Raw genomic sequence first — 13,912 nt, forward strand, 5'->3', positions numbered from 1 at the left:
ACCAGGAAATATACTACACCAACTACGACGATTCGGCTTTCGCCGACGCTAAGCAATGTCTACCGAAACATTAGTTAACTGGCTCGAATCGAGCACCGAATTAGGCATATTATCCCGCGAGATTTTACAGGCGATCGCGCGTGAAATGGAAATGGCAACTTTTCCCGCCGGATTTCGAGTGGTAATTGAAGATACGCCTGTCACTAATCTCTATATCCTAGAACGAGGACAAGCCGATCGCTACCGCCGGAAACAACCGGGATTAATGTGGGGGAGTAGTTTATTGCCGGGGGCGATCGTGAATTTATCTGCCCTCCAGCGATCGCAACCTGCCGATAGTCGAATTATTGCTCGGACCGAGTGTCAATTTTGGGTAATTAGTGCCGATCGCTGGCGTGGTTTGCTAGAAAGATATCCACGGATCGCCGAAGCCTACGCTCAACGTTTGGCGGCGAAATTAGAGCAGCTAGAAGCAGAAATTGCCTACGAACGAGAGCGTCAAAATGCCCTCCGCAGCTATCTAGTACCTAGGGCGAAACGAGGAGTCATTGGCAATAGTCGTTATGCAGTGAAATTGCGCCAACAAATTCGCACGGCATCGAGTGACAGCCGATCGGTATTAATCTCTGGCGAACCTGGTTTAGAAAAGGATAATTTAGCTGCTTTAATTCATTTCGGTTCCCAGCGTCGCAACGAGCCAATTATTCAGATTAAAAGTGCTTTACTTCAGAGCAATGGAGCGGAATTATTCGGGCGGTTGGGCGGCAAACCGGGGCTGTTGGAATGGTTGGGAGAAGGGACGTTAATTTTAAATGACGTGCAAGAATTACCCGCTCAATTATGCCCCCAAATTCAGCAATTATTAACCGAGGGAACCTATACGCCAGTTGTCAAGGAAGGACAAATACCGCGACCACCGCGTTCTAGTAAGGCCCGGATAATTTTAATCTCAGAAATTGTGCAGCCCAAGCTAGATAAGCTGACCCAACACAAAATTACAGTCCCATCCTTGCGGGTGCGAAAAACAGATTTAGAGGCACAAGTCAACTATTATCTCAATATCATTGGTCGCAAAAAGAAATTAGTCAAGCCCCAAGTTACACCGGAAGCAATTCGCCGCTTACAAGCCTACGATTTTCCAGGTAATTTGCAGGAATTGCAGGGAATGGTCGATCGCGCCTTAGTTCAAGCACAAGGGAGTCAGGTATTAACGGAAGAAGTGTTTTGGGCCCAGGCAGCGAAGAAACAAAAGTTTCGACTGAATTTATTAAATATTTATCCAAAATTTCGGCAATTTTTACGGAGCGATTGGTATCCCGATCGCGTGAATTATTGGTTTACCACCTGGGTGTTTGCATTGGTGGTAATTATCCTGTTTGTTGCTCCCCAAGATCGACAACATAATTTTGCCCTAAATATCTTTTGGGCGTGGTGGTGGCCGTTAATTTTATTATTATTCCCCATCATCGGACGATTGTGGTGTGCTTTTTGCCCTTTTATGATTTATGGGGAAATCGTCCAAAAACTATCGCTAAAAATTTTCCCTCGAACTCTCAATAAATGGCCACGCCAACAAGCGGAAAAATGGGGTGGCTGGCTTTTATTTGGACTATTTACTCTGATATTTCTGTGGGAAGAGTTGTGGAATTTAGAAAATACCGCCTATTTATCCAGTTGTTTGTTGTTACTCATCACCGCCGGAGCGGTAATTTTTTCCCTAATCTTCGAGAGGCGATTTTGGTGTCGTTATTTATGCCCGATCGGGGGAATGAATGGATTATTTGCTAAACTCTCAATTATCGAACTTCGCGCCCAACAAGGAACCTGCGGGGCGGAATGCAGCACCTACCAATGTTACAAAGGCGGCCCCGGCTTGGGGGAAGGATTAACTACTAATGGCTGTCCGATTTATTCCCATCCCGCCCAATTAACCGATAATAAAGATTGCGTGTTGTGCATGACTTGCTTGAAAGCTTGTCCGCATCGATCGGTAGAATTAAATCTGCGCCCTCCCGGCATCGAATTATGGACTACCCACGTTCCTCACAGTTATGAAGTTGCCCTGTTATTTCTATTATTAGGCGGTATTTATCTGCATCGCTTGCCGGAGATAAATAGTTGCTTGGGGCTGGGCATCAATTTAGAGCAATTTTTACCTCATTTAGGACTGTCGATCGCAGTGTTAATTATCCCGCCCATGATTCCCCTAATTGCCTACGCAATCATGCAGGCAATTTATCGATTGGGACAAGCAGAAACCATGCCATTTACAACCTACAAACCCCTCTCATTTGTCTCTCTCGCCTACGGTTATTTACCCTTAGTCTGGGGCGGTAGTTTGGCTCACTATTGGCGATTTGGTTTGCAGGAAGGCGGTCGAGTGATTCCCGTAACTTTTGCCACTTTCGGACAAATGAGAGACGATTTACCGAGTTTTATTGGCGATCCAGCGGTGATTAGTTTCTTGCAAGGTTTAACTTTGATTGTATCATTATTAGTTACAATATTTGTAACTCAAAAAATTGCCAAGCGCTCAATTAAATCTTTGATTCCGCAACATTTAGCGAGTTTGTGCCTGATGCTGAGTTTGTGGTATGCGATCGTAGGAACCTGAGAGGGAGTATGCGCGATATATTACTTTGAGTTTTAATTTTTTACTCGCTCTGACCAATTTAAGAGCAGGCTTCTTGCTGACAGGTAAAGCAAAACACCATTACAAAGATGCCAGAGGAAATGAGTACCAGTTGAAATGAAAGGGCAAATTGCCCGATCGATAGTACGGAATGCAAGGGCTAATAGGAAGACAACTGTTGCTGCTAATAGAATGAATGGTTCGCGCTTTTGCTGTCGATAGTGATACAGTCCTAGTCCGAGCAAAACCAAAAATGCAGGAGCATACGAAAGAGAACCATTGAGAAGATTTATAAATTGCTTGCTAAAATCGCTAACAAAAAAGAATGCTGCAAGTAATACTCCTGCATATCCTGAATTCATCCTAACTACCCGACGACTGTAAAGCCATATAAAACAAAGTTGAAAGAGCAGAATAGGAATCACATCTAGTAAATTTGCCCATCGCGTTGCAAATGTATGAAACAGGAAACTTCCGATACCAATACTGGTGGCTAAAGCAATCAGTATCCAAATACCAGGTGATATTCTGTGGTGTCGCTGAGCTAATTGCCAAATAGCCCATGCTGCAATAATGAAAGACACATTGGAAATAGCATTCAGTGGCTCGCTCCATAAACCAGGAATGAGCCGCTCACAGTAAAAATCGATATAATCATTCATAGCTCTACCATTTATTTTTTAAAGGTAACTTATAATTGTGTCGCAGATGCTGTACAATGCACTATCTAATCTAGAATACCGCAAGTCGCTGATGTATGTAAACCCCTTCTTACTCGCCTTCAGCATTTTAAACTAAACTAAACCTGTAGAATTGAGGCAGGTGAATAAGAGATAGTACGAGGGTTGTTTTTACACATAAAAACCTCAAAAAACTCTACAAAACTCAATCTAACCCAATAATTAATCCCGAAATCATGAGCGAATTATCAACCCGACCAGCCCTAATCACCAAAGTTATCCCCGACAGCATCTGTGCCGAAATGGGATTTGGACCCGGAGACTCAATCGTCGCCGTCAACGGTCAAAAACCCCGCGACTTGATCGACTATCAATTCCTGTGCTCCGATGAATTTCTCGAACTAGAAGTATTAGACAGTAAAGGCAAAACTCACAAGTTAGAAATCGAAAAAGAGTACGACGAAGACTTGGGAGTGGAATTTGAAACTGCTCTATTCGATGGACTAATTCAGTGCAACAATCGCTGCCCTTTTTGCTTTATTGACCAACAGCCTCCGGGAAAGCGCGAAACTTTGTATCTCAAAGATGATGACTACCGCCTCAGCTTTCTTTATGGTAGCTATCTGACTCTCACAAATCTGACTCAAAAAGAGTGGGACAGAATCGAAAAAATGCGGCTTTCTCCTCTTTATGTTTCCGTACACGCTACCGAACCGGAAGTGCGAATTAGACTGTTAAAAAATCTTCGGGCTGGCCAGATTTTAGAGCAAATAAAGTGGTTTCAAGAACGCCGCTTGCAAATTCACGCTCAAGTAGTTGTTTGTCCTGGTATTAATGATGGCGAACATTTAGAACGTACTTTGTTAGATTTGGCAAAGTTTCATACTGGAAGTATTCCCGCTGTAGCATCGGTGGCTGTAGTGCCAGTGGGTTTAACTCGCTTTCGCCCTCCCGAAGATGAACTAATCGCAGTAACCGCGGAAAAAGCGCGAGAAGTAATCGAACAAGTGCAGAAAATTCAAGGGATTTTGAGTACAGGAAAAGGCGGACGAAAAGCTAAAAAGCAGAATTCAAAATCGCGCTGTATTTGGCTGGCTGATGAGTGGTTTTTAATAGCTGGTTTAGATTTGCCGTCGGCTGCTGATTACGAAGATTATCCGCAAATTGGTAATGGTGTGGGTTCTATCCGCCAGTTTATCCAGCAGTTTGAAACGGCTTTTGAGAAGCTGCAACCGATGCCAGTCGAGCCACAGCGCAAGTTAGTTTGGGTGGTGGGGAATGCTGTCGAAAAAGCTTTTGAGCCGATCGTACAACAGCTAAACCAAATTCCAGGCTTGTCCGTCAACATGGCAGCACTGTGCAGCCACTACTGGGGACAAAGTATGACCGTTACGGGTTTACTCACCGGGCAAGATTTACTCGAAGCTTTGCAGGGGCGAGACTTGGGAGATGGCATCCTGCTGCCGTCGGTGATGCTAAAACAGGGGGAACCGCGTTTTCTCGACGACATGACCCTCGAACAGCTCGCCAGCTCGCTGAAAACCCGGATTTTGCCGGTGAGCGGAGTAGAGGAACTAATCTCGGCGGCGATCGGTCTGGCAACTGCTGAGGTTGAATTCTAAATTTAGAATCGAACATTCAAAAGCTAAGATGAGTAGGGTAATTCTGACTTGTAACCGTCGAGTTCAGGCTACAGACTAGAAACTTGAGACCTCAATCTTGCTCTAAAATTGTCTCTAGGATTGCAGAGTAATTAAAAAATTATGCGTGTTTTTCGTCAAATCATCGTAGTCGGAGTGGGCGCTGCAATTACTTTGGGCAACGCCGCACAGAGTGCTTCAGCACAGTCTCCGACTCAATCTCAGGACAGTTTGGCCCTTAGCAATCAGCTCGAATTAGGGCAGAATGTTCGATCGACCTCGAACAAAGCGGCAGAATCAGCGTCAGAGGCCGAACAGTCGATCGCCCTTAACCCCCCAGCCGGGCCGGAGCAAGCATCAAAGCCTCAACAGGCTGCTCCGGCTTCCCCATCAACTCTGTCTCAGGCCGGTTCGACGCCTCTAAGAGGGTTGGAACCGACACAGACTCAGCAGCCTTCCCCGAACCCTCCCAACAATGTTCCTGTGCCCAGTTCCCCAGTACCAATTCTCCGGGGCACTCCGAACGAAAGTTTCCCCCCTGTCCCTCCGAGGGGCATTTTAGACACCAAGCCTCCGACTTCCCTGGAACCCAACCCGAATCCGCTGCTGTTTCCGACAAACCCGGAGGATGTCAGGATCGAGCAAACTGAGTCAATTACCTTGCAGCAGGCGATCGACCTCGCCCGCCGCAACAGCCAAGTTTTGCAAATCGCCGGACAGCAAGTGGAACAAAGCAGAGCAGCTTTGCGCGAACAGCAAGCTGCTCTTTATCCCGACCTAAATTTTCAAATGGACGCCAGCCGCTCTGTGACGGCCGGCGGAGAACTCGGAATCCGGGCTGGGCAGCGCCGCCTCAACGCTCTGGCTAACCGAACCGGGCAGCCCGCCGAGCAAGCCGGCACAAATTTCGGCAACAACAGTCTCAACAGCACTTTGCAGTTGAGCTATGACATCGATTTGTTCGGAAGGCGACGGGCTAACATCCGCGCGGCAGAGGAACAGTTGCGCCTTCGGGAATTGGATGTGGAACGCCAAGCCGAGGAACTCCGCTTCGACACTGCTGAGGCTTACTACACCTTGCAAAACGCGGACGGACAAGTTGCCATCCGCCAAGCTTCCGTCAGAAATGCCCAGCAAAGTTTGCGGGATGCCGAAGCCCTAGAACGGGCAGGGGTGGGAACCCGGTTTGCTGTGTTGCAAGCTCAGGCAAATTTGGCTAACGAAGTGCAACAACTGTCAGTGGCCCGCCGGGATCAGCGGGTTGCCCAGCGGCGACTGGCTGAGATTTTGAATATCAGCCAGTCGGCGAACTTGACAGCGGCAGATCCTGTAGAACAAGCGGGCTCTTGGAGGCTGTCTTTGGAAGAGAGTATCGTGCAGGCTTTTAAGAATCGCCCCGAGTTGGAACAGCAGTTGGTGCAGAGGGATATCAGCAAGCAGCAGAGGCGATCGATTCAGGCGGGGCGTTTGCCTCAACTGAGTGTTGGGGGTAGTTACAACGTACTGGGACAAGACCCTGATAACCCCGATCCGTATACTGCTCGCGGCTGGGCCGATGGTTATTCGATCCGGGCGAGTCTGACTTGGAGTATCTTCGATGGGGGCGCGGCGAACGCGAGGGTAAAACAGCGGGATGCGGATATTACGATCGCCGAAAGTCGATTTGACCAACTCCGCAATCAGGTGCGCCGGGAAGTGGAACAAGCTTATTTTGGCTTAGAGTCGAGTTTTGAGAATATCGAAACTTCTGAGGCGGGGGTTTTGCAGTCGAGGGAAGCTCTGCGTCTGGCGAGACTGCGGTTTCAAGCTGGTGTGGGTACTCAGACGGATGTGATTCAGGCGGAAACTGATTTGACTAGGGCTGAGAGAAACCGATTGTCGGCAATTGTTACCTACAACCTGGGACTTTCGTCTCTTCAGCGGGCTGTGAGCAATCTGCCCACTAATAACCTCTCGGATGCTCCTTGAGATTCGGTTGGGGGGAGCTTTAATTACCAGATCAATTGGACATCCTGTATTAAACGTCCGACACATTAGTTAATATTTTGTAATAGAGTTCCATGTCAACTGCGTTAAGGGATCGGCAATGGCCAATATCAAGTTTGTGAAGGAAAATCAGGAAGTCATCGCAGCAGACGGAGCCAATTTGAGGCTCAAAGCTCTAGAAAACCGCATCGATTTGTACACATTTTCGGGAAAGATGATGAATTGCGGGGGCATCGGTCAATGCGGCACCTGCATTGTGGAAATTGTCGAGGGTAGTGAAAATCTGTCGCCCCGCACTGACTTTGAGAATCGCAAGCTCAAGAAGAAGCCCGAAAACTATCGGTTGGCTTGTCAAGCTATGGTCAATGGCCAGGTGAGCGTGAAGACTAAACCGTGACTCTCAGAAGGCAGAAGGTTGATTAACAGAAAGAAAATGCAGAATGCAAAAATTGTGTTTTTTTTCCTATTTCACTGTATAATCACGCTTTTTGCTCGCCTAGGAAAAGAAACTTGGTTTCTAGGACAAATAAGAGATGGGGCAGCGAGGCATCCAAGCAGAAAGAGGGTTTCGACGCTTGTCGGTAAGCTCTTCTTCTGTCTTCGAGTTTGCCTTTTGCCTTTGAGTGATATCCTAGTTGTGTGTGTTTTTCTATTTTCCGATAGAGGCGAGCGTCTTCATGGAAGTTAACGATTTAGGGTTTGTGGCAACCATTCTGTTTGTATTGGTTCCCAGTGTTTTTCTAATCATTCTGTACATTCAAACTGCTAGCCGTCAAGGTAGAAAAGATTAGCAACTGCTGCTATTTTTATCTGGCTTTGCTGCTTGCAAAAAAAAGCGCCAACAGCTTTTTGCTGAGGCGCTTTTTTGATTAACTGTTGAGTGTTAGCTGCTAACTCTTAACAATAAGATCCTAGCCGACTGTGCGGGCTAGCAAGACGGGACAGTTGGCATAAACTCGCACATAGTCTGATAGCGAATTTCCCAGGAGTCGATCGATATCCACAAAGTTTTTGGCAACGCTGGGTCTCCGATCCGGGGAACCGATTACCAACAAGTCGGCATTCAAGTCGTCTGCAATCCGACAAATTTCTTCCCCTGGCTTGCCTGTAGCACTCACGCAGCGGTAGCTAACTCCCATTTGTTTCGCTAGTGCTACTGCCGGAGCTAATACGGGGTCTTTTTCAGCACTTCCTGTTAAATCTTCGCTGGCTTTTCCCGTCAAATCTTTGGTGACGTGTACTAAAATTATCTCTCCGCCGCTGACTTCTTTAACCAAAGATAGCGCAAGCTCTAATGACTGTTTGGCAGCTTCTGATTTGTCTACCGCCACCATGACGCGCTTGATTTTTTTGACGTAGATGTCGTCTTTTACTAACAACATCGGTCGGGATGTTAGCTGGAAAACGTACTGGCTGACTGAGTTTTCCAAAATCGATTGCAGCCGTCCGAGTCCCCGGGAACCCATAATTACTAAGTCGGATTGTTCTTCTTCTGCGACTTGGCAAACCGTGGTTTTCGGGTCTCCCTGTTTGAGCCGAGGGTTGACTTTGCTGGGATCTATTTTCAAAGACTGGACTGCTTGTGCTAAAATCTTCCCTCCTTCTTCCAGTTTCTCGGCCATGCCATCGGAGGTTACTTGGGGCGGCACGACGTGCAAGACGGTGACAGAGGTTTGTTGCAAGGAAGGGATGTCCATCAACATATTAAACATCTCTTCGCACAAGCCGCGACCGGCGACGGCTACTAAAATTTTTTCTATCATGGTTTTGGCGGTAAAAACAGTTGAGTTTTCTTGTGCGACGTTAAACTAGGCCGTTGGTACTCTAGTTCGTTAATGTTAAGCATAGACCTGAAGTTTGTCTTATGATTTGTAGAAATGTAGCGTTTTGGAACGATTTGTAAAGTGTTAGAGAACGATCGAACTCAACCAGAACTCGCACCGGCTGGTGCTATTCAAAATCGGCGGGGGATGGACTCTGAGGGCTGGTTTGAATATTTGGTGCGAGTGTACCCTCACCATACTGACTACAGCGGTGTGGTTTGGCACGGGACTTATATTGCTTGGATGGAGGAAGCTAGGGTGGAAAGTTTGCGCTCTCTCGGCATCGAGTATGCAGACTGGGTGGCGCAGGGTTTGGAATTGCCCGTGGTGGAACTTTCGCTGCGCTACCACCGGGCTGTACAAATGGGTCAATCTGTGGCAGTCAGAACGCGGATCGCTGCTACCGAGGGTGTGCGGCTGCTTTGGGATTACGAAATTCGATCGGCTGATACTCAGGAGTTATATGTGACAGCACAGGTAACTTTGGTTGGTGTCGATCGTGACAAGAACAAGATTATCCGGCAATTGCCACCGGCGATAAAGGAGGCTTTGACAAAGCTTTCTGTTAAACCTTCAGCCTAAGCTGCTGTTAACTCTAAAAAATAGTTTTTGCAGCCCTAGTAAGTAGAGTGCGTGACTTTTGAGTCACTCCATTCGTCGCCCAAATTTTCTTTTGTCACGCACCCTACACAACTGCATTCTGCCTTCATTGGAACTTTTAATAATGTCAAAAAAACTGGGATTGCCAGAGCCAAATATTGAACTTCAGCGCAATATTTTGGAAAAAACCGAGTTACACTCTGCCTTAACACCTGAAAACAAAACTCTTGTTTCGGGAAAGCCAGACAGTTTAAAAAACGGTGACTTAGCTGACAGTCAAGGCAAAATTTGGGCGATCGTTTCGCTGTCGGCGGCGCTGCTAGCGGTGTCGCTGGCTGCGATTTTTATTAGGTTGAGCGAACGGGAAATCAGCCCGAATGCTACTGTTTTTAACCGTTTGTGGATAGCAACTGTAGTATTTGGACTATGGAATGGTGCGGGTGTTGCGCGTCGCCGAATGTCTGGGGCCCAAGTTGAAGAGCGATCGAACTACACTCTGCAGGATGTGATGCTGTTAATAGCCGTAGGCGTGGTTTCTTCTGCTTCTGTGGGTTTCTGGGCCTGGTCACTGAGTCAGACTAATGTCGCTAATTCTACTGTACTGCGAAACTTAACTCCTTTATTTACTACTTTGGGGGGATGGCTGCTGTTGGGGCGACGCTTTGACAACAGGTTTTTGGTGGGACTGGCGGTGGCTTTGTCTGGCGCAATTGCGATCGGAATCGACGATTTGCAAACTGCGGGAGACAATCTTGTCGGCGACGTTGCTGCTCTTTTATCGGCGATGTTTTATGCAGGAAATCTGCTAATTTCCGAACATTTGCGAACCAAGTTTCCGGCGACAACTATATTGATGTGGCGCTGTTTTATGGGCAGTATCTTGGTTTTGCCACTGGTTCTCCTTGCGGGCGATCGAGTTTTCCCTTATTCTTGGGAGGGATGGCTGACTGTAATTGCTTTGGCCGTGGTTTGCCAAGCTTTTGGTCAGGGACTGCTTATCCACAGTCTCGGTCGTTTTTCGTCGGAATTTGTAGCTTTTTTCCTGCTCCTAGAACCGGTAATTACGGCTATTATGGCTTGGGTGCTGTTTTCGGAAAGTTTAAGCTTGTTTAATTGGTTTGCTTTTTCTGTGGTTTTGGCGGGAATCTACTTGGGAAAATCTAGCACTTCGGTGGCTAAAAAATGAAACAAAAAGGAAAAAAATACTTAAATGACTCCAACATCAATCAGCCTGAATAGCTGGCATTATGACTTTAGTTTGCTGCCTCAATATTTGGAGGTGCTGTTTGCTAAATTGCGGATTGCTGTGGTGTTCGGCGGCGACTGCGATCGCCCCGGCTCAGTGATTTACAAAACTCACAATCCCCGCGCTTGGAAGAGTTACGAAATCGTCGCCCGCGAGATTGCTACAGCATTAGCAGAAATTGGCTTTAAGCACGTTTTTGTCCTACCTGATGACATGAATTTGCCGGAACAACTCAAACAAAATAATATCCATTTAGTGTGGCTGAATACTGGCGGAGTCCAAGGCTACAATCCTGTTTGTCACACTCCCGCATTGTTGGAAATGTTGGGAATGCCTTATGTGGGTCACAATCCTTTAAACAGTTCAACTTTAGATAACAAACACGCTTTTAAACGGGAACTGCAATCAGTCGGAATTAAAACCGCTCCGTTTATGACTTGGCATCCTTCTCAAGGGATTTTGCAGCCTAATTTGCATCAGCGTTTTGCCATTGCTTTTGGTGACTATCAAGGGCCGTTTGTTGTTAAACCAGTATCCGGCCGCGCTTCATTACACGTTCATTTTGTAGACAATATTGAGGGTTTGTCTCAGGCGGTTTCGGACGTTCACCGAGACACTCACAATACTGCTTTAATTGAAAAATATTTGCCGGGAAGAGAATTTTGTGTAGCGGTTTGTGGCTATGTTACTTATGCTAAAGGCATATTTGATAAAAATACCAAACCCTTTGCTTTTTCGACTGTTGAGCGGGTGCTGGAGCCGGAAGAACGCATCTTTACTTCTATGGATAAAAAGGCGATTACGGCCGACCGAGGACGGTTGATGGGCGGTGAGGAACCGGAACTAAAACAAGAGTTAATTGAGTTAGCTCGAAAAATTTATTGGGAGTTTAGTTTGAACAGTTTGGTGAGGATTGATGTCCGAAGTGATGCTGATGGCTCACTTTATGTTTTGGAAGCAAATCCCAAACCGGATCTGAAACATCCAGGGGAAAATGTGACGAGTTTGGTAGCTTTAGGTTTGGCGGAATACGGAATGAGTTACAACGATTTAATTTTTAGTTTACTGGCGGATAGGTTGGATTATTTGTTGACTCAGCATATCGAAATTATTCCTCATATTGTGGATTTGCTTCATTAATCGGACTTGCAGGGTGCGCTGCACCTTACCTGTAAACAAAACGGATTTGTAAAGAAATATAAATTGTTGAGCCAAGTGAACACAAGCTGGCAAGTTGTGATAGCTTTGAGTAATATCAATTTCGGTTGCACTCCTCATGACTGTTGACTGTTAACTGTTGACTGTTGACTGTTGACTGGCGGGTCGCAAAACTGAATGGTTGATTGTTAACTGTAGGCTCGATTTTCTTATTCCGATGCAACCGGAAACGATATAAGATAGCGAGTTGTGGATGTCCATTTTTTTGGTCAGCATCAAAATCACTCAATTTATATTAATTAGATAAAACAAATGGAAGCATTACTTTTATTAATAGGATTTGGAGGCGGGGCATTAGTCTGCTGGCTAATTTTGAATAAGCGAAATTCACGCAATTTGGTGCGGATGCAGGGTTCGCAGGAGGCTATATCAAATTTGGCTGCTCAGTTGGATGCCCGAACTTCGGAATTGCGACAAAAGGTACAGAATGAAAATCAGCTAAATTCTGAATTGTCCCAGTTGCAAAGTCGGTTGGAAACTGTGACTCGCGAGCAAGATTTCTTAAAAAATCAAGTGTCAGAAATGGAAGAATTTTTGACAGGAATTGCCCAGGATCGATCGCAAATTGATGCTCTGATTGCTGATTTGCAGTTTCAGCTAGAAAATGCTCAACAAGCTGAGTCGCAGTTAGCAGGAGTGGCAGAACTTAAAGAGCTGTTAGAAGTTGCGGATCAGGAGCGATCGCAACTTAACGCTCAATTGCTGGAAATGCAAGCAGAGTTAGAAGCGGTTGATGCAGAACGTTCTCAATTTCACACTCTGCTGTCGGAATTTGAGAGTCAGTTGGAAACGGCTAGCCAAAGCCGATTGCAGGTACAGTACCAGTTGTCGGAAATTCAAATTAAGTTCGATCGCTCGATTGAAGAACGGCACCAACTTCAGTCTCAACTGTCGGGTTTGCAAACTCAACTGCAATTAGTCGAAGCAGAGCGATCGCAATTTACTTCGGAATTGTCAGAGTTACAAGCTCAATTGGAGAGTGCAGAGCAAGAGCGCGAAATACTCAACTCTCAATTGCAAACAGCTCGCGAACAAGCACAGCAGCCTCCATTTGAATTATTAGAACTGCAAAGACAGTTAGAAGCTGCTAATCTGGAGAAAATGCAGTTAAACTCTCAAGTTCATGAACTACAACTTCAATCCGAAATGGTGGTTTTAGAGCGAGAAAGACTGCTGTCTGAGTTGTCAGAATTGGAGTCTAAGATACATCGCAAGGAGGAAGATAGCTCGCAACTCCAGTCTCAGTTATCAGAACTGCAAGCTCAATTAGAAACAGCTAACACAGAACGATCGCACCTTTATTCTCAACTCTCGGAATCCCAAAGTCAAATCGAGACAGCCCATCAGAATCAAACTCAACTTCAATCTCAAATCTCCCAGTTAGAACGCCAGTTAGAAAGTGTGCGTCAAACTCGCTCTGAATTAGAATCTCAGCTAGAAATTGCTAAAACAGAACGATCGCAACTTTATTCTCAACTCTCGGAAATTCAAAGTCAAGCCGAGACAGCCAACCAGAATCAAAATCAACTTACATCTCAAATCTCCGAGTTAGAGCACCAGTTAGAAAGTGTGCGTCAAAGTCGCTCTGAATTGGAATCTCAGCTCACTTCTCAACTCTCGGAATCCCAAAGTCAAATCGAGACGGTCAATCAGAATCAAACTCAACTTCAATCTCAAGTATCGGACTTAGAAAATCAGCTAGAAAGTGTGCGTCAAAGTCGCTCTGAATTAGAAGTTCAGCTAGAAACAGCTAACACCGAACGATCGCAACTTTATTCTCAACTCTCGGAAATTCAAAGTCAAACCGAGACAGCGAACCAGAATCAAAATCAACTTCAATCTCAAGTATCGGACTTAGAAAATCAGTTAGAAAGTGTGCGTCAAAGTCGCTCTGAATTGGAATCTCAGCTCACTTCTCAACTCTCGGAAACTCAAAGTCAAATCGAAACAGCTAATCAAAATCAAGCTCAACTTCAATCTCAAGTATCTGACTTAGAAGCTCAGCTAGAGAGTGTGCGTCAAAGTCGCTCTGAATTGGAATCTCAGCTCACTTCTCAACTCTCGGAAACTCAAAGTCAAATCGAAAC

General features: G+C 45.9%; 10 protein-coding genes and 1 pseudogene. 9 read left to right on the forward strand and 2 right to left on the reverse strand.

The genetic code is table 11. From position 1 onward, the window contains the following. The first annotated feature begins 55 nt into the window (after positions 1–55). On the forward strand, positions 56–2,614 hold the full coding sequence (locus tag QUA03_RS05530; protein WP_333210382.1) for a sigma 54-interacting transcriptional regulator: 2,559 nt from the start codon (positions 56–58) through the stop codon (positions 2,612–2,614). A 32-nt stretch (positions 2,615–2,646) separates the two neighbouring features. Here QUA03_RS05530 and QUA03_RS05535 read toward each other — a convergent pair whose 3' ends face one another. Beyond that, entirely contained in the window at positions 2,647–3,294 is a 648-nt protein-coding gene (locus QUA03_RS05535) for a ceramidase domain-containing protein (RefSeq protein ID WP_333210383.1), read from the reverse strand. Positions 3,295–3,548: 254 nt separating this feature from the next. On the opposite strand from QUA03_RS05535, the gene QUA03_RS05540 reads away from it, so the two are divergent. The 4 genes from QUA03_RS05540 to psbM all read left to right on the forward strand — a co-directional run bounded on the left by QUA03_RS05540 (position 3,549) and on the right by psbM (position 7,729). Then, positions 3,549–4,934 carry a TIGR03279 family radical SAM protein gene (locus QUA03_RS05540; RefSeq protein WP_333210385.1) on the forward strand — a complete coding sequence of 462 codons (1,386 nt, stop codon included), beginning with the start codon at positions 3,549–3,551 and terminating at the stop codon, positions 4,932–4,934. Between the two features lie 141 nt (positions 4,935–5,075). After that, entirely contained in the window at positions 5,076–6,920 is a 1,845-nt protein-coding gene (locus QUA03_RS05545) for a TolC family protein (RefSeq protein ID WP_333210386.1), read from the forward strand. 118 nt (positions 6,921–7,038) lie between these two features. Beyond that, on the forward strand, positions 7,039–7,335 hold the full coding sequence (locus QUA03_RS05550; RefSeq protein WP_333083505.1) for a 2Fe-2S iron-sulfur cluster-binding protein: 297 nt from the start codon (positions 7,039–7,041) through the stop codon (positions 7,333–7,335). A 280-nt stretch (positions 7,336–7,615) separates the two neighbouring features. After that, positions 7,616–7,729: a photosystem II reaction center protein PsbM gene (psbM, locus tag QUA03_RS05555; protein WP_015177760.1), complete on the forward strand. Its 114-nt coding sequence runs from the start codon at positions 7,616–7,618 to the stop codon at positions 7,727–7,729. 120 nt (positions 7,730–7,849) lie between these two features. Here the strand turns inward: psbM and QUA03_RS05560 are convergent, their stop codons facing one another. Next, positions 7,850–8,701 carry a universal stress protein gene (locus tag QUA03_RS05560; RefSeq protein ID WP_333210388.1) on the reverse strand — a complete coding sequence of 284 codons (852 nt, stop codon included), beginning with the start codon at positions 8,699–8,701 and terminating at the stop codon, positions 7,850–7,852. Between the two features lie 141 nt (positions 8,702–8,842). On the opposite strand from QUA03_RS05560, the gene QUA03_RS05565 reads away from it, so the two are divergent. The 4 genes and pseudogenes from QUA03_RS05565 to QUA03_RS05580 form a co-directional block, all read left to right on the forward strand. Beyond that, positions 8,843–9,343 carry a thioesterase family protein gene (locus tag QUA03_RS05565; protein WP_333210390.1) on the forward strand — a complete coding sequence of 167 codons (501 nt, stop codon included), beginning with the start codon at positions 8,843–8,845 and terminating at the stop codon, positions 9,341–9,343. Between the two features lie 142 nt (positions 9,344–9,485). Then, positions 9,486–10,547: a DMT family transporter gene (locus QUA03_RS05570; RefSeq protein WP_333210392.1), complete on the forward strand. Its 1,062-nt coding sequence runs from the start codon at positions 9,486–9,488 to the stop codon at positions 10,545–10,547. 24 nt (positions 10,548–10,571) lie between these two features. Continuing rightward, positions 10,572–11,747 carry an ATP-grasp domain-containing protein gene (locus QUA03_RS05575; protein ID WP_333210394.1) on the forward strand — a complete coding sequence of 392 codons (1,176 nt, stop codon included), beginning with the start codon at positions 10,572–10,574 and terminating at the stop codon, positions 11,745–11,747. Between the two features lie 330 nt (positions 11,748–12,077). Beyond that, positions 12,078–13,912, forward strand: a pseudogene (locus QUA03_RS05580) (hypothetical protein); the annotation flags it as partial.

Source organism: Microcoleus sp. S36b_A4, assembly GCF_036700645.1.
GTDB lineage: Bacteria > Cyanobacteriota > Cyanobacteriia > Cyanobacteriales > Microcoleaceae > Microcoleus.